Genomic DNA, 16,523 nt, shown 5'->3' on the forward strand with positions numbered 1-16,523 from the left:
TCTTCGTGACGAGGGGGAAGCGTGACCGTTGCGCAGCCTGATGTGACCGTGATCATCGGTGCGTACGAGGCGATGCCGTATCTGGTCGAGTGCCTGGCATCCGTGGAGGCGCAGACCATCGACCCGACCCGCATCGAGGTCATCGCCGTGGACGACGGCTCCACGGACGGTACGGGGGAGTACCTGGAGCAGTTCGCGGCCCGCGCCGCCATGCCGGTCACCGTGATCCGGCAGGACAACTCCGGCGGCCCGAGCGGCCCGCGCAACGTCGGTCTGGGCAAGGCGGCGGGGCGGTACGTCTTCTTCCTCGACGCCGACGACCGGCTCGGCCCGGAGGCCCTTCAGCGGATGGTCGCCATGGCCGACGAGAACGGCACGGACGTCGTCCTCGGCAGGGTCGAGGGTGTCAACCGCGGTGCGCCGACGTCGATGTGGGGCCGGACGCTGACGCGTACCGACGTCTTCTCCTCCAACATCAAGTTCACGCTGAGCGCGCAGAAGCTGTTCCGCCGCGCGCTGCTGGAACGTCACCGCATGCGGTTCGACGAGTCCCTGTGGACCGGCGAGGACGCGCTGTTCACGATGGAGGCGTATCTGCGGGCGGACGGCGTGTCCGTGCTCGCCGACTACACCTGCTACTACCTGGTGGGCCGCGAGGACGGCAAACACGTGACGCGGAGCGGGAGTTACACCCTGCGTTTCGACTCCGCGCGCGCCCTGACGACCCTGATCGCGACGATGCTCCCTCCGGGTCCGAAGCGGGACGTGCTCATGGTCCGTCCGTTCCTCGTGACGCTGCTGCCGCAGTTCGGCCCGAAGTTCCTCACCGACAGCGAAGAGACACGGCGGCACAAGTTCGAGCTGGCGAAGCCGCTGATGGACGCCTACTGGAACGACGACGTCGCCCGCCGCCTGCGGGTCCACGAGCGGCTGAGGCTGCACCTGGTGGCGGCCCAGCGGCCCGATCTCCTCCTGGAGGTCGTGGAGTTCGTCCGGAGCAAGAAGCAGGCCCCCGCCCTCGTGGAGAAGAGGGGGCGCCGCCTCTATCTCGCCTACCCGCACTTCCGGGACGCCGCGGCGGGCATCCCCGACTCCGTGTACCTCGCCGACAGGCGGGAGGCCAAGGCTTTCCCGGGCTACCGGGAAAGCGTGATCGACTCCTTCCTGCGCCGCGCGGCCCGCAAGGCCCGCCGGGCGCTGCCCGCGCGGTTCACCGTGGCCGCGTGACGGGCCCCGGCACGGGCGTCTCCCGGCGCTGAGCGGGAAGCTCCGCCGCCAGCCGCGCCGCCATCCGGGCCCGGTGCCGCCGGGCCGCCGAACACAGCGTCCCCACCGCCTCGTCGAAGCGGGCCTGCGACGACGGCTCGTCCGGCCCCAGCAGGTACCGCTTCAACTCGGCGCGGGCCTCGGCCAGTTCGTCCCGCTCCGGATGCCGTACCGCGTCCAGCAGCCGGGCCACCCCGGCCGCGTCCGGCGTCAGCACGGTCGCCGCGCGAACCGTCGGGAACGTCTCGCGGAACGCCTCCTCCGGCAGGCCGCTGGTATTGGCCACCGCGTACGGCTTCCCGCTCGCCAGGAAGTCGCTGACCACGCTCGACACGTCGCTCACCAGCAGGTCGGCCTGGTTGAAGCAGGCGTACAGCGCGGGCCGCGCGTCGGTGACGATCTGGTGCTCCCCCTCCGGCAGCGACGCCCAGTACGCCTCCTCCCAGGCCTTTGTCGCCCGCGCCACCGCCTCGGCACGCCCCGGCTCGGGCGTGGACTGCGCCAGCATCCGCTCGGCCTGGTCCGCCGCGGTCCGGAAGGAGGCCGCGGTGAGCCGGTCCAACTCCGCCGTGAGCGCCGCGAGGTCACCGTGCGCGGACGGCCGCTGCCCGGCGCGCCGCCGGTTCGCCGCCCGCACCAGCTCCCGGATCCGCAGATCCGCCGCCCCCGCCCGCGGATCCACCGACCCGGTCAGCGGATGCGGCTTGTACAGCAGCCGTACGCCCGGATCCGCGAGCAGCGCCCGGACGAGGTTCTCGCCGGCCCCGATCACCGACGTGTTGCCGGGGTTGCCGTCCCAGCCCTCCCAGGTGGGCGCGTACAGGACGGTCGTGAACGCTCCCGCCGGCGGCCCCGCGTACGGCCGGACGGCCTCCAGCTGCGGGCGGCCGATCTCCACCACGTCCTTGTCCTCGACGCCCACCTCGGCCGTCGCGTACCGCTCGCGGGCCGCGGGACCGGCCACCCACACCTCGTCGTACGCCTTCGCGTACGGATTGCACGAGGACAGCTTGTCGCTCTCGCCGTGGTTGACGAAGGCGTGCTTGAGGGTGGGGATGCGCAGGACCTGCGAGGTCTTCCCCGAGTTCGAGGGATGGATGAGCACCTGGAGCGAGGACTGCTCCAGCCGCATCAGCGTGGACACCTTCGGCAGGCAGACGACCGGCACGTCGGTCGCGGTGATCTTCTGCACCATGAACCTCTCGCGCAGCACGATCAGCGGCCGGCCCTGGAGCTTCGCGAGCGGCTCCAGCCACATGTTCGCCTGGTACGCCGAGGACGCCCCGCCGGAGAAGTACAGGCCCACGGTCGGCCGGTACTCGGCCAGCCACGCGTCGAACCAGTCCAGCACCTCCTGCTCGCCCGCCGGACGCCGGCTCGGCAACAGCCGTACGAGAAGGTCGAACAGGCCCGTCAGCGCGAGGCCCAGGGACACCGACACGCCCAGGGCCGCGCAGCCGGGCTCCCCCGTGGCCGCCGTGGCCAGCAGACCGGCCGTCGACGGGAGACCGTAGGCCAGCAGCCGGTGGCCGGGGCGGCGCAGCAGCACGGGCGGGGCCGGCGACAGGCGCAGGGCGCCGGCGTCGATGTTGCGGGTGACCACCGGCAGCGTGCGGGTGCGGCGGACCAGCACCGAGAGCGCCTGGATCGCGCAGTGCAGCGCGTAGAAGACGAGCAGCCCGGCGACCAGCGGGGCGTACGCCGTCTCCCGGTCCTGCTCGCCGACCCGCAGCAGGCCGACGACCAGCAGCAGGTCCCGCAGCACATGCCGGACCGTGAGGTCCGCGTGCGACTTGGCGAACAGCGACAGCATGCCCCGCTGCCACCGGTACAGGACGCCCTCCACGGCCAGCGAGACGGCCGTGGCGGCGAGCAGCAGCGGGACGTGCGGACGCAGGGCCGCCACGGCCTGGGCGGCGAACGCGGCTCCGAGGACGGCCACGACGAGCGCCTTGACCAGGAGCTGCCGGCGCGGCAGCCCTGCGGCGCACCATCGGCGGGGGAGAGGTAGGGGCACTGCGCTCACTCCAAGGGCTCGATGTCGGGCTCCCTGGACAACGCCCTTGACCGGGCGGCGGTAATGGGACGGCGGGCGCCCGCTGCCGGGGAGGGCGGGGCGCGGCGCGTCCGGGTCCCCTCCGCCGGGGCGTGCGGCGGCCGCCCCCGCGTCCGGCGGATGGAACGCGCACGCGAGGCCGCCCCCTGTTCCCGTAGATTGAGGACACTCGGCAAGGAAGTGGGGCAGGCACGTGGCAGGGGCAAGGCAGGCCGTGAGCGAGGCCCGCAGGATCGTCGTCAAAGTGGGCTCCTCGTCGCTGACCACCGCCTCCGGCGGCCTGGACGCCGACCGGGTCGACGCGCTGGTCGACGTCCTCGCCAAGAGCCGCAGCGGCGGGGAGAGAGAGATCGTCCTGGTCTCCTCCGGCGCCATCGCCGCCGGTCTCGCCCCGCTGGGCCTGCGCCGCCGCCCCAAGGACCTGGCCCGCCAGCAGGCCGCCGCCAGCGTCGGCCAGGGCCTGCTGGTGGCCCGCTACACCGCCTCCTTCGCCCGCTACGGCATCCGCGTCGGCCAGGTGCTGCTGACCTCCGACGACATGAGCCGCCGCGCCCACCACCGCAACGCCTCCCGCACCCTCGACAAACTGCTGGCGATGGGCGCCCTGCCGGTCGTCAACGAGAACGACACCGTCGCCACCGACGAGATCCGCTTCGGCGACAACGACCGGCTCGCCGCCCTGGTCGCCCACCTCGTCCACGCCGACCTCCTGGTGCTGCTCTCCGACGTGGACGGCGTCTACGACGGCGACCCCGCCAAGCCGGGCACCTCGCGGATAGCGGAGGTGCGCACGCCCGCGGACCTCGCCGGTGTGCAGATCGGCAGCGCCGGGAAGGCGGGCGTCGGCACCGGCGGCATGGTCACCAAGGTCGAGGCCGCCCGGATCGCGGCCGCCGCCGGCATCCCGGTGGTCCTCACCAGCACGGTCCACGCGACCGACGCGCTGTCCGGCGGGGACACGGGCACCTACTTCCACCCCGCCGGCAAGCGCTCCGCCGACCGGCTGCTGTGGTTGCAGCACGCGTCCACCCCGCAGGGGGCGCTGACGCTGGACGACGGCGCGGTGCGCGCGGTCGTCGACCGCCGTACATCGCTGCTGCCGGCCGGGATCGCCTCCGTGGAGGGCGGGTTCGTCGCGGGCGACCCCGTCGAACTGCGGGACGGCGCGGGGCACGCGGTGGCCCGTGGGCTCGTCAACTTCGACGCCAAGGAGATCCCCCGGCTCATCGGCCGCTCCACCCGGGAACTCGCCCGCGAGCTGGGCCCCGCGTACGAGCGCGAGGTCGTGCACCGGGACGATCTGGTGATCCTGCACCCGTAGCGCGCAGTGGGGCACCCGGACGCCGGACACCACGGCCCGCGCACCCGCATCACGCCGCGCACCCCCCGCCCACCCCTCGCCTCACGCCGCGCACCCCCCGCATCGCGGCGCATCACACCACCCTTCGTCCGCATTACCGCACGCGGCGCCCGAAAACGGGGTGAACGACCTGACAACAGCGTCGCCCTGAGGTGGACGTTCCGCAAAACCGCCCCACGAGCCCTTGCGGCCTGCTCAACTTTGTCCCAGGGATACATTGCCCGACCCCCGGGGTCGATCTGTGCGTGAAGGAGGCCGTCGTGAGACGAGTGCGCCCTGGGGCGGCGGCGTCCCGCGCTGGTACCGGTGGTGCCTCCGCGCGCGTGCCCGGCGAGGAACGTGCCCTGACCAGCGTCGCGGCCGGTGACCGCTACGAGGGCGGGGAGCCCGCGGACCTGCCGCGCCTGTGGCACGTCACCCTGAGCGTCTCCGGCGACGAGGCACCGCTCAAGGAGGTCCGGCGCGCCCTCGAACAGCTCGCCCACGACCACCCCTTCCTGCTGACCAGCAGGTACGCCAACGATCACGCGGAGATCCGGTACTGGGAGGAGGCCCGCGACCTGCACGACGCGGCCGCCGTCGCCCTGCGCCTGTGGGGCGAGCACCGGCAGACCGCGGGGCTTCCGCCGTGGGAGATCGTCGGCCTGGAGGTCATCGACCGCCAGACCTACCACCAGCGCATCTCCGAGGGGTACGGGCCGGCGCCGGCGACCCCGGTGGGCGTGCACCCCTTTTGAGAGGTCTGCGAGCTCTGCGGGGCTTGTCTCGGGGTGTGGGATGAGCGGTGGACGCATCCGCGTGGCGCACTAGGCTTCCCTTATGACCACGCTTTCGCCGTACGACGCCATGTCCCCGGTCACCCAGGCCGCCTACCGCGCCAAGGCCGCCGCCGCCGACCTCGCCCCGCTCCCGCGGGCCGAGAAGGACGACGCGCTGCTCGCCATCGCGGACGCGCTGGAGGTCCGTACGAGCGAGATCGTCGAGGCCAACGCCAAGGACATCGCCAAGGCCCGCCAGGCGGGCACCAGCGAGGCGATCATCGACCGGCTGACCCTCACCCCGGAGCGGGTGCGGGCCATCGCCTCCGACGTGCGGGACGTCGTCGCGCTGCCCGACCCGGTCGGCGAGGTCGTCCGCGGCTCGACCCTGCCCAACGGCATCGACCTGCGCCAGGTCCGCGTCCCCCTCGGGGTCGTCGGCATCATCTACGAGGCCCGCCCGAACGTCACCGTCGACGCCGCCGCCCTGTGCCTGAAGTCCGGCAACGCGGTGCTGCTGCGCGGCTCGGGCTCCGCGTACGAGTCGAACAGCGCGCTCGTGAGGGTGCTCCGCGACGCCGTCGGCGGGGCCGGGCTGCCCGCCGACGCCGTGCAGCTGGTACCCGGCGAGAGCCGCGAGAGCGTGCGCGAGCTGATGCGCGCCCGCGGCCTGGTCGACGTGCTGATCCCGCGCGGCGGCGCCTCCCTCATCCGGACCGTCGTCGCCGAGTCCACCGTCCCGGTCATCGAGACCGGCACCGGCAACTGCCACGTCTACGTCGACGCCCACGCCGACCTCGACATGGCGATCGACATCCTGATCAACTCCAAGGCGCACCGCGTCAGCGTCTGCAACGCCGCCGAGACCCTCCTCGTCCACCAGGACATCGCCCCCGCGTTCCTGCCGCGCGCCCTGGACGCCCTCGCCGAGGCGGGCGTGACCGTGCACGCCGACGAGCGGGTGCTGGCGTACGCCGAGGACTCCAAGGCCACCGTCGTCGAGGCCACGCCGGAGGACTGGGAGACCGAGTACCTGTCGTACGACATCGCCGCGGCGGTCGTCGACTCCCTCGACCGGGCGGTCGAGCACATCCGGCTGTGGACCTCCGGCCACACCGAGGCGATCGTCACCACCTCGCAGCAGGCGGCCCGCCGCTTCACCCAGCTGGTCGACTCCACGACGGTCGCGGTCAACGCGTCCACCCGGTTCACGGACGGCGGCCAGTTCGGCTTCGGCGCGGAGATCGGCATCTCCACCCAGAAGCTGCACGCCCGCGGCCCGATGGGCCTGCCCGAGCTGACCAGCACGAAGTACATCGTCACCGGGGACGGACACGTACGGCGCTGAGGCGCACGGACCCGGTTCCGGCACGGAGCACGCGCTCGGCGCGCACGCCGGGCGCCGGCCCGTGCCGCCGCGGGGCCGTCTCACCCACCGGATGAATTTCCATACCGTCTGCCCAAATTGACCCCCCAGGTCTACTCTGGATTCGTGCCGGAGGACGTGGGGGGTACGCCGTTCCCTGACGGCTGGGAGCCCGACGACGACCACGACCGCGGGGTGTCGGACGAAGAGTTCGCCTCCGTGGTCTTCGACGAGGGCTTCGTCCGGGCGGCCGTGGTGCACGAGCCGACCGCCGTGGAACGCCTCCTGGCCGCCGCGCAGGCGAGAGCGGAGGCCTCCGAGGCCGAGACCCGCCGCGCACGCGGCGGCGAGCACTACGAGGACGGCTTCGGCCCCGACGGCCTCAGCGGTTTCCGCCATGATCCGGACCTCGACGACCCGGACGACACCGACGACACCGACGACACCGACGTCTTCGAAGGCCGCTACGGCACCTCCGGGACGTACGGGAAGCCGGTCCGCTGGCACCGTCCCGTCGCCTGGCTGCTCGCCCTCGTGATGGGGATCGGCATGGTCGCGCTGGCCTTCGCGGCGGTCTACCGGAGCGCCTCCTCCGACGACCGGGACCAGGTTCCGCCACCCGCCTCCACCGGCCTGGAACAGGGCACCGCGGCGGCGCCGTCCGCGTCCGCCGACTACTCCCAGCCAGCCGCCTCCGCGGTCCCGCGCACGCCCTGACCACGGCCCGGCGGACCCTGGCCGGATCCGGTGAGAACCTGTCAGAACTTGTCGTGTACCAGGGCGTTTACCTGAGCTCCCGGCGACCTACCCTGAAGACATGGGAGGGCCTGGAGACCCACCTGAGGGGACACCCGAGGGCGGCCCCGGAGGTGGTGAGGACGAGTACCGATCCGTCGTCTTCGACGAGTCGTTCGTCCGCGCTGCCCGGCTCCAGGAGTTCTCCGCCCAGGAGCGCATCGCCGACCACGCGCCCGCCGTACGCCGCAGGCCGCCCCTTCGCCGCGGGCTCTCCCGGCAGGCACTCGTCCTGGTCCTGCTGATCGCCATCGCCTTCGGAACCGCCATCTACATGGGCGTACGCCACCCCTACCAGGCCCCCGCCGCCCGGCAGCCCGCCGAGCCCCTGCGGATGACCGTCATCCCGCTCGCCCCGCAGGGCAAGGTGCCCGGCCACCCCGACCCCGAGCAGCTCTACGCGCACAGTCCCGCTGCGCAGTACCGCGTCGGCGCCGAGGGGATACCGCTGCCGGCCGCCCGGCGCACCGCGCACTTCTCGGACAGCCAGGTGATGAGCGCCCTGACCACCGCCAAGGACTACATCGTCCGCTCCTCGCTCGACCCGGACGTCCTCACCGGCGGGCAGGTCCGCTCCGTGCGGGTCCTCCTCGACACGGACCAACTCGACCAGTTCGACCAGAGCTTCACCCGGCCGGCCGCCGACGGCCGGCACGCGCCCACCGGGTGGCTGGTTCGTTTCGACCCGTCCGACGCCGAACTGGCCGACCGGAAGATCCGCGTCCAGGGCACCCTGCGGGCCGCCGAGACCGACGCGTCCACGCTGGAGGTCACCGCGGACCACACCTTCGTCTACGCGCTGCGGCCCATCGACGCCGACGAGGGGGCGCGCGCCTCGCTCTTCACCGTCCGGCGCGAGCTGCACTTCCGCTTCGACCACGACGACCTGCGGATGCGCACCGCCCAGCTCGTCGTCTCCTCCGTGCGGGCCGGGCCGCTGTCCTGCGCAGAGGACCCCGCCAACCGCCTGCACCCGCTGCTCGCCGGCCAGAGCGCGAAGGCGGGCGGCCCGGCCGGCACGGACCCGTACGCGGCCGGCAGCGCGACGGCCCTGTGCGGATCACTGGCGACGAGCGCGCAGCCGAGGGTGTGACACAGGACCGGAGCCCGTTCGTGGGTACGGGTCGGTGCGGGTCCGGGGTACGGGGCGGTGCGGGTCCGGGCCGGGTCGGTGCGGGTCCGGGGTACGGGTCGGTGCGGGTCCGGGCCGGGTCGGTGCGGGTCCGGGCCGGTCGCGGTCCCCGTCCCCTGGGCCGGGCCAGGGGGTCCGGAGTCGATCAGTCCTGGCCGCCCGGGGGAGTGTCCTTCGGCGGCTGGTCCGTCGGCGGCTGGTCTTTCGGCGGCGCCGAGGCCGAGAAGCCTCCGAAGCCGCGCCGCACCCGGCCGCCCAGGTCCCCCGCCCCGCCGGCGAGGTCACTGACCAGCTTCATCAGCGGGTCCTTGGAGCTCTTGACGTTGGTGGCGTAGGCCGACGCCGACTCGCGGAACGAGTCCGTCACCGAGGTGTCCTTGTCCTCGCTGCGCCGCGGGTAGTGGCCGTCCATGATCCGCTGGAAGTCACGGGACTCGGCCCACTTCTTCAGCTCGGCCGCCCGCACGGTGGTGAAGGGGTGGGAGCGCGGCAGCACGTTCAGGATCTTCAGCACGGAGTCGCGCAGGTCGCCGCCGGCCTCGTACTCCTCGGCCTGCTTCAGGAACGCGTCCACGTTCATCTCGTGCAGGTGGTTGCCGCCCGCGATCTTCATCAGGCCGCGCATGGAGGCCTGGAGGTCCTGGCCGACGAGGAGCCCGGCGCGGTCGGCGGACAGCTCCGACTTGCGGAACCACTCGCGCAGCGCGGTCACGATCGCCATGATCGCGAGGTTGCCGAGCGGGATCCACGCCACCCTCAGGGCAAGGCTGGTCAGGAACAGCAGGATGGTCCGGTAGACGGAGTGACCGGACAGCGCGTGCCCCACCTCGTGCCCGACGACCGCCCGCATCTCCTCCTCGTCGAGCAGCTCGACGAGACCCGTGGTGACGACGATGATCGGCTCGTCCAGGCCGATGCACATCGCGTTCGGCTGGGGGTCCTGGTTGACGTACATCGGCGGGACCTTCTCCAGGTCCAGGATGTAACAGGCGTCCCGCAGCATGTCGTTGAGGTGCGCGAACTGCTGGTCGGACACGCGCACCGAGTCGGACAGGAACAGCAGCCTGAGGCTGCGCTCGGGCAGCAGAGCGCTGAGCGCCCTGAAGACCGTGTCGAACCCGCTCAGCTTGCGCAGCGCCACCAGGGCGGAACGGTCGGCCGGGTGTTCGTACGCACGGGAGGAGATCCCCGGGAAGCGCCTGCGCTGCCTGCTCGGCACGTGCTCGTGCCCGTTCTGCTGGTGGCCGTCGGACATGTCTTCCCCCATGTGCGTGTGAGTGGCCCTTTGCGGACTGTTGTGCGGTCCTTTGCGCCCCCGAAGCAGAGCCCAGCCTAGGCGGAGATACCGTGGACGGGCACTACACCGAAGGAGTTCCGCGCCATGGAGCACACCCCCCGGACCGCCTGGCTCATCGAGGCCGCGAGCGCCGCCGGACAGCAAGGTGCGGGGAATCTGCTCCGGGTCGTCCTGATCGTGATGATGCTGGGGTGCGCGCTGACCGCGTGGTTCCTGCTGCGGGGGTACAAGCGGAAGGACGACTGAGGCGGTACGAAGGTTCCCCGGTTCCCCAACGGTGGAGTCGGCGTGATGGCTCCTGTGTCACCCGCTTACCATGGGCCGACGTCTTTATCCCGCCCACACCGGATAGGTCCTGCCGAAGATGAGCTTCCACAGCACCGCTGCCCAGTTGGTCACCGTCGCCGCCGAGGGCGGGGAGCACGGCGGCAACCACGAGAGCCTCAGTCCCCTGCTGACCGGCGGCGGGGCCTTCGTCATCCTGATGCTGCTGCTGTGGATCACCACCCGTTTCAACCGCGACCGCTGAGTTCGGCAGGGGCCTGACGGCGGTCCGGCGGGGCCTCCGGGCCCGGGCCGTCCGGGGATCTGACGGCCGGAGCCCTCAGGCCGGGCCGGTAGGGTCTGCACGCATGGGAGAGCAGGACATGCCTACCGGTCCGGCGAACGACACGCCGAACGGCACGGACCACCGCCCGGCGAGCGGCACCGGCAACCATCCGGCGAGCGGCACGGACCACCGTCCGGTGAGCGGCACCGGCAACCGTCCGGCGAGCGGTACCGGAGACGGTTCGCGCGGTGCCGGCGACGGCTCGGCGACTCGTGCCGGGAACGGTCCGGCACGGGCTGTCGGTGGTGACGCGGTGAGGGGTGCGGGTGGCGGTCCGGTGAGAGACGCCGCGATCGGCCCGGCGAGTGCGGCCGGCGGCGGTCCGGTGAGCGGCGGGCGGAAGCCCCTGCCGGTCGGCCCGGGCAACGGCCCGTCGAGCCCCGGCAAGCGGCGCCTCGGCGTCATGGGCGGAACGTTCGACCCGATCCACCACGGGCACCTCGTGGCGGCCAGCGAGGTCGCCGCGCAGTTCCACCTGGACGAGGTGGTGTTCGTCCCGACCGGCCAGCCCTGGCAGAAGAGCCACCGCAAGGTCTCCCCGGCCGAGGACCGCTACCTGATGACCGTCATCGCGACCGCCGAGAACCCGCAGTTCTCGGTCAGCCGCATCGACATCGACCGCGGCGGCCCCACCTACACCACGGACACCCTGCGCGACCTCAAGGCGCTCAACCCCGACACCGATCTCTTCTTCATCACCGGTGCCGACGCCCTCGGCCAGATCCTGACCTGGCGGGACGCGGACGAGCTGTTCTCCCTCGCGCACTTCATCGGGGTGACCCGGCCGGGCCACGTCCTGTCCGACCCCGGCCTCCCCGAAGGCGGCGTCTCGCTCGTCGAGGTCCCCGCCCTCGCCATCTCCTCCACCGACTGCCGTGCGAGAGTCGCCAAGGGCGACCCCGTCTGGTATCTGGTGCCGGACGGAGTCGTGCGCTACATCGACAAGCGCGAGCTGTACCGCGGCGAGTGAGCCGAGAGGGGCACCGGTGAACGACCGATACGACGCGGGACACAGCGGCGATCACGACGACCAGTACGAGCTCGTCGGCTACGACGAGTTCGGCCGGCCTGTGTACCGGCAGGCCCAGCCTCAGCAGGCCCAGCCCCAACAGGCTCCGCAGCAGCAGGAGTACGGCGGCCGGCAGCCGTACGACCCGTACACGCAGCAGGGCTACGGCTACGACCCGTACGCCACGGGCGGGCAGCAGCCCCCACCGGCGTACGACCCCTACGGCACCGGTCAGCAGGCACCCGTGCCGCCCTACGACCCGTACGCCGCCGGTACCCAGCAGGCCGGCGGGCCGGGGCCGTCCTACGACCCCTACGACCCCTACGGCCAGAGCGCCGCCAGCGGGCAGCAGCCCCGTGTCGCCGAGCAGACCGCCTACATCCCCCAGCAGGCCGGGCCGGTCGAAGAACCGGACGTCGCCGGCCGGGACCGGCAGCCCGAGCCCGGCGGTGCCCACCGCGCCGAGCCCGGCGGGGCACCCGCCGGGGAAGGCGAACGCGAGTACCGCACCGAGCAGTTCGCGTTCGTGGAGGACCCCGACGGTGACTCCGAGGACGTCATCGACTGGATGAAGTTCACCGAGAACCGCACCGAGCGCCGCGAGGAGGCCAAGCGCCGCGCCCGCAGCCGGGTCGTCGCCCTGGTCGTCGTCCTCGCGCTGGTCGCGGTCGGCGGTGTCGGCTACCTCTGGTTCGCGGGGAAGCTGCCCGGCCTGTCGTCGTCCTCCGACGGCACGACAGGCACCGCGACGGCCGCCGGCGCCCAGAGCCGCGACGTGATCGTCGTCCACCTGCACAACACCGCCGAGGGCGGCACCTCCACGGTGCTGCTCGTCGACAACACCACCACCAAGCAGGGCACCACCGTCCTGCTGCCCAACTCCCTCGTCGTGACGGACGACGACGGCACCACGACCACCCTCGCCAAGTCGGTCGACGAGGACGGCTCCGCGGGCACCCGCGAGGCCCTCGACACGGTCCTCGGCACCAGCATCGAGGGCACCTGGCGCCTGGACACCCCCTATCTCCAGAACCTCGTCGACCTCGTCGGCACCATCGAGGTCGACACCGACGCCGACGTGCCCGATCCGGACGCCAAGAAGAAGGGCGCGGCGCCCCTGGTGAAGAAGGGGGAGAGCCAGACCCTCAGCGGCAAGATGGCCGTCGCCTACGCCACCTACCGTGCCTCCGGAGAGGCCCAGGACGCCCAGCTGGAGCGGTTCGGCCAGGTCATGCAGGGTGTGCTGCGCAAGCTGTCCTCCGACCCCACGGTCGCGACCACCACCGTGCAGACGCTGGCCCAGATCCTCGATCCCTCGCTGACCGACAAGGACCTCGGCACCTTCCTCGCCAAGCTCGCCGACCTCGCCAAGGGCGGTGACTACAAGACGGCCGCCATGCCCGTGCAGAGCGACGGCACGCTGAGCGCCGAGGCCAGCGCGAGCGTGGTCAAGGACGTGCTCGGCGGCACCGCGAAGAGCCCGGACAAGGACGCGGCCGTCAGCGTCTCCGTCCAGAACGCCAGCGGCGTCAAGGACAACACCGAGAAGGCCCGCGTCGTGCTCCTCAACGGCGGCTTCACCTTCCTGGAGGGCGGCACCGCCTCCGCCGCCCAGACCGCCTCCGAGGTCGTCTACGCCGACGCCGCCGACAAGGAGAACGCCACCGAGGTCGCCAAGACCCTGGGCCTGCCCACCAGCTCCGTCGGCAAGGGCACCGTCTCCTCGGGCGCGAACGTCGCCGTGGTCCTCGGACAGGACTACGAGCCGTCGTCCTCGTGAGGACGGGCCCCGGCGAGGGCGGCACCCCACGTGCGGCAACCATCACGTGGGGTGCCCTCGGCGGTCCGTGAGACCCTTGATGTCCAGTGACCGCCGACCGAAAGCCTTGTAGTGACCGCGACTGACCACTCCCTTGAGCTCATCACCACCGCCGCCCAGGCGGCCGCCGACAAGCTCGCCCACGATGTGATCGCCTACGACGTCAGCGACGTGCTGTCGATCACGGACGCCTTCCTCGTGGCCTCCGCACCCAACGACCGCCAGGTCAAGTCGATCGTCGACGAGATCGAGGAGCGGCTCTCCAAGGAGCTCGGCGTCAAGCCGGTGCGCCGCGAGGGCGACCGCGAGGCCCGCTGGATCCTGCTCGACTACGTCGACATCGTCGTGCACGTCCAGCACAGCGAGGAGCGGGTCTTCTACGCCCTGGAGCGGCTGTGGAAGGACTGCCCGGAGATCGAGCTGCCCGCCGACGCCAAGGCCACCCGAGGCAAGGCCGAGGAGCACGCCAAGGTGCAGGCCGAGGAGGACACCGCCGACTTCGGAGAGCTGCGGTGACCGCCCCCGCGGGCGCCGGCCGCAAGCCCGGCCGCGGACGCCGCGTCATCCTCTGGCGGCACGGCCAGACCTCGTGGAACACGGAGCGCCGATTCCAGGGCACCACGGACGTCGAGCTCACCGAGACCGGCGTCGGCCAGGCCCGCCGCGCCGCCCGGCTGCTCGCCTCCCTGAAGCCCGACGCGATCGTCGCCTCCGACCTCCAGCGGGCCGCGAACACGGCCGCCGAGCTCGCCGAGCTCACCGGCCTGGACGTGATCCACGAGGAGGGCCTGCGGGAGACCTACGCGGGCGCCTGGCAGGGGCTGACGCACGAGGAGATCATCGCCCGGTACGGCGAGGAGTACGCCGCGTGGAAGCGCGGTGAGCCGGTGCGCCGCGGTGGCGGCGAACTGGAGACCGAGGTCGCCGACCGCGCCGCCCCCCTCGTGCTTCGCCATGCCGAGAAGATCCCCGACAACGGCACGCTCGTCGTGGTCAGCCACGGCGGCACGATCCGCACCACGATCGGCCGTCTCCTCGGTCTGGAGGCCCAGCACTGGGAGAGCCTCGGCGGACTCTCCAACTGCTGCTGGTCCGTCCTCGGCGAGGGCGCCCGGGGCTGGCGCCTGCTGGAGCACAACGCAGGCACCCTCCCGGAACCGGTGCTCGGCGACGACGACTGAGCGGCCCACGGCCTTCGGGACCCGGATTTCACTTTCCGGCAGGTCGCAGGCTAAAGTTCTTCTTGTTCGCCCCGCTGAGCGGGGCGAAACACCTCGCGGCTCAGCCGCGTGGCGCGAGGGGCTATAGCTCAGTTGGTAGAGCGCCTGCATGGCATGCAGGAGGTCAGGAGTTCAATTCTCCTTAGCTCCACAGCCGACACTCTGTCGAGTTGTCAAAGATCGCCTGATGAAGATCCCGTCCCCTGTCAGGGGGCGGGATCTTTTGTCAGCAGCGCGTGCGCCGCGCCGTCTACATCCCGGACCTCTGCGGACGCGTTGATCGGCCGCCCCTGTTCCAGCCACGTGTACCAGGTGACCCCCACGCCCGAGAGCTGGGCGACCTCCTCGCGGCGCAGCCCTGGGGTGCGGCGCCGGAAGCCCGGCGGCATGCCCACGTCCTGCGGTGTCACGCGGGCGCGCCTGTTGCGCAGGAAGGCGGCCAGCTCGGGTCGGCGTCGCTGTGCTGTCCCCATCGTCACATCCCCCATCGTCGACGCGCGGCCCGTCCCCTGCCAGGTGCTGTCAGTACCGGCATCAACGGGCACTCGGCACCCGTACCCGAGCGTCGCCAGGCTCAAGGGCATGACGACGCACTCAGGACGGGACCGGGTCCCACACCCGTTCCGAGCCGTGCCCTCAGTAAAGCGCCCGGCACTGACAACCGGCCCCGGCCGCTGCTCGCACTCGTGCTCGCCGCCCCGTTCATGGCGGTGCTCGACGTGTTCATCGTGAACGTCGCGGCTCTCGCCATCGGCACCGACCTGCGGGCGTCGGGCGGTGAACTGCAACTGGTGATCGCCGGACACGCCATCACCTACTCCGTGCTGCTGATCACCGGCGCGCGTCTCGGCGCCCGGTTCGGTCCCGGGCGGGTCCACCTCGCCGGGCTCGGGCGTGGGCCTGGGCCTGGAAGGCGGCGACGACGGCGGTGCGGCGCTGTACGTCGCGTACGCCGGGGTGGGCGTCGGACTCGCGCTCGCCTTCAGCCCGACGCTCACACGGGCGCTGGCGACAGTGCCGCCCGAGAACGCGGCGGACGCCGGCGGTCTGCTCGCCACCGTCACGCAGCTCGGCCAGCTGATCGGCGTCGCGGTGTTCGGCACACTGTTCTTGAACCGGCTTGAGTCACTCGAGGGCTTCGGGGCGTATACCTCTGCGGAGGCGCATTCGGTGTGCGTGTTCGCGCTGGCCGGGACGGCCGCGGTGGGTGCCGTGTCCGGACTGGTACTGAGGCGTCGCTGACCGTATTGGCCCGGCCGTGGCAGAATCAAACGGCCGGAAGGGGGCGCGGCCCGACGGGAGGGAGCGGTGATGCCTGCGAGCATCCTCAGGGAGGTCGGCCACCTCCTTGAAGCAGCGTCGACACAGGACACGGTCATCCGTCTCAGCTGCCCTTCCTGCGGTTCCGTCCATGTGGCCCAAGTGCTCGGTGACAACGGGGGGATCTCCTACGTGTGCACGGCCTGCGGCCACAGCTGGAGCTGATCGATGGGTGCACACAGGCGAAAGTGCGACTGGTGCGGCAGTGGTACGCCGATCGTCCGTGACATGGAGCCGGTCAATCCGGAGTACCAGTACTGGTGCGAGGAATGCGCGCGGGCGCTGATCATAAAAGGCGACCCGATCGAGACGTACCGTGAACTGGAGGGGGAGCCGATCTACGGCCGGCTCCTCGAAGAGCACTGCACGCTCAAGCGGTTCTATTCGTTCGTCACGGCGTGATCGGCAGCTGTCCGCGTGAGCCGGCATCAGCTGCCGAATCCGGACAGAACGGAAACGATTTGGTGCTCACCCGGTGGGCCGGTAAAGTTGGCGTCGCCGCCGGGGAGACCGGG

General features: G+C 71.9%; 15 protein-coding genes, 1 tRNA gene and 2 pseudogenes. 15 read left to right on the forward strand and 3 right to left on the reverse strand.

Going from position 1 to position 16,523, the window contains the following annotated elements:
• Positions 1–21 precede the first annotated feature (21 nt).
• Complete coding sequence (locus tag ACWD0J_RS19650; RefSeq protein WP_451497080.1) at positions 22–1,227, forward strand: glycosyltransferase family 2 protein; 1,206 nt, start codon at positions 22–24, stop codon at positions 1,225–1,227.
• Here the strand turns inward: ACWD0J_RS19650 and ACWD0J_RS19655 are convergent.
• Complete coding sequence (locus ACWD0J_RS19655; protein ID WP_451497081.1) at positions 1,211–3,283, reverse strand: hypothetical protein; 2,073 nt, start codon at positions 3,281–3,283, stop codon at positions 1,211–1,213. The genes ACWD0J_RS19650 and ACWD0J_RS19655 overlap by 17 nt on opposite strands.
• Positions 3,284–3,536: 253 nt before the next feature.
• Here ACWD0J_RS19655 and proB point away from each other — a divergent pair, with 253 nt between their 5' ends.
• The 5 genes from proB to ACWD0J_RS19680 all read left to right on the forward strand — a co-directional run bounded on the left by proB (position 3,537) and on the right by ACWD0J_RS19680 (position 8,694).
• Positions 3,537–4,643, forward strand: a complete 1,107-nt coding sequence (gene proB / locus ACWD0J_RS19660) for a glutamate 5-kinase (protein ID WP_451497130.1) — start codon at positions 3,537–3,539, stop codon at positions 4,641–4,643.
• Between the two features lie 308 nt (positions 4,644–4,951).
• Entirely contained in the window at positions 4,952–5,419 is a 468-nt protein-coding gene (locus ACWD0J_RS19665; RefSeq protein ID WP_451497131.1) for a hypothetical protein, read from the forward strand.
• Positions 5,420–5,501: 82 nt separating this feature from the next.
• Positions 5,502–6,788, forward strand: coding sequence for a glutamate-5-semialdehyde dehydrogenase (locus ACWD0J_RS19670; RefSeq protein ID WP_451497082.1), 1,287 nt, complete (start codon positions 5,502–5,504; stop codon positions 6,786–6,788).
• 144 nt (positions 6,789–6,932) lie between these two features.
• The gene (locus ACWD0J_RS19675) at positions 6,933–7,523 is read left to right on the forward strand and encodes an SCO2584 family spore wall biosynthesis protein (RefSeq protein ID WP_451497083.1); all 591 of its coding nucleotides are present in this window, start codon (positions 6,933–6,935) and stop codon (positions 7,521–7,523) included.
• Positions 7,524–7,623: 100 nt separating this feature from the next.
• Positions 7,624–8,694, forward strand: coding sequence for an SCO2583 family membrane protein (locus ACWD0J_RS19680; RefSeq protein ID WP_451497084.1), 1,071 nt, complete (start codon positions 7,624–7,626; stop codon positions 8,692–8,694).
• A 184-nt stretch (positions 8,695–8,878) separates the two neighbouring features.
• Here ACWD0J_RS19680 and ACWD0J_RS19685 read toward each other — a convergent pair whose 3' ends face one another.
• Positions 8,879–10,000: a M48 family metallopeptidase gene (locus tag ACWD0J_RS19685; protein ID WP_451497085.1), complete on the reverse strand. Its 1,122-nt coding sequence runs from the start codon at positions 9,998–10,000 to the stop codon at positions 8,879–8,881.
• Positions 10,001–10,114: 114 nt separating this feature from the next.
• Between ACWD0J_RS19685 and ACWD0J_RS19690 the strand changes: the two genes are divergently transcribed.
• The 7 genes from ACWD0J_RS19690 to ACWD0J_RS19720 all read left to right on the forward strand — a co-directional run bounded on the left by ACWD0J_RS19690 (position 10,115) and on the right by ACWD0J_RS19720 (position 14,839).
• Positions 10,115–10,276, forward strand: coding sequence for a hypothetical protein (locus ACWD0J_RS19690; protein WP_451497086.1), 162 nt, complete (start codon positions 10,115–10,117; stop codon positions 10,274–10,276).
• A gap of 118 nt (positions 10,277–10,394) precedes the next feature.
• The gene (locus tag ACWD0J_RS19695; RefSeq protein WP_451497087.1) at positions 10,395–10,559 is read left to right on the forward strand and encodes a hypothetical protein; all 165 of its coding nucleotides are present in this window, start codon (positions 10,395–10,397) and stop codon (positions 10,557–10,559) included.
• 484 nt (positions 10,560–11,043) lie between these two features.
• Positions 11,044–11,610, forward strand: a complete 567-nt coding sequence (gene nadD / locus ACWD0J_RS19700) for a nicotinate-nucleotide adenylyltransferase (RefSeq protein ID WP_451497132.1) — start codon at positions 11,044–11,046, stop codon at positions 11,608–11,610.
• A gap of 16 nt (positions 11,611–11,626) precedes the next feature.
• Positions 11,627–13,429 carry a LytR C-terminal domain-containing protein gene (locus tag ACWD0J_RS19705; protein ID WP_451497088.1) on the forward strand — a complete coding sequence of 601 codons (1,803 nt, stop codon included), beginning with the start codon at positions 11,627–11,629 and terminating at the stop codon, positions 13,427–13,429.
• A gap of 111 nt (positions 13,430–13,540) precedes the next feature.
• Positions 13,541–13,984, forward strand: coding sequence for a ribosome silencing factor (gene rsfS, locus ACWD0J_RS19710; RefSeq protein WP_451497089.1), 444 nt, complete (start codon positions 13,541–13,543; stop codon positions 13,982–13,984).
• Positions 13,981–14,649: a histidine phosphatase family protein gene (locus tag ACWD0J_RS19715; protein ID WP_451497090.1), complete on the forward strand. Its 669-nt coding sequence runs from the start codon at positions 13,981–13,983 to the stop codon at positions 14,647–14,649. Before rsfS ends, ACWD0J_RS19715 begins: the two co-directional genes overlap by 4 nt.
• A 117-nt stretch (positions 14,650–14,766) precedes the next feature.
• A tRNA-Ala gene (locus ACWD0J_RS19720) sits at positions 14,767–14,839 on the forward strand.
• A gap of 103 nt (positions 14,840–14,942) precedes the next feature.
• On the opposite strand, the pseudogene ACWD0J_RS19725 reads toward ACWD0J_RS19720, so the two are convergent.
• A pseudogene (locus ACWD0J_RS19725) lies at positions 14,943–15,161 on the reverse strand (helix-turn-helix domain-containing protein); the annotation flags it as partial.
• A gap of 418 nt (positions 15,162–15,579) precedes the next feature.
• Between ACWD0J_RS19725 and ACWD0J_RS19730 the strand changes: the two are divergent.
• A pseudogene (locus ACWD0J_RS19730) lies at positions 15,580–15,930 on the forward strand (MFS transporter); the annotation flags it as partial.
• Between the two features lie 246 nt (positions 15,931–16,176).
• Complete coding sequence (locus ACWD0J_RS19735) at positions 16,177–16,410, forward strand: hypothetical protein (protein ID WP_053750770.1); 234 nt, start codon at positions 16,177–16,179, stop codon at positions 16,408–16,410.
• Positions 16,411–16,523 lie beyond the last annotated feature (113 nt).

Source organism: Streptomyces sp. NPDC003011 (assembly GCF_053591515.1).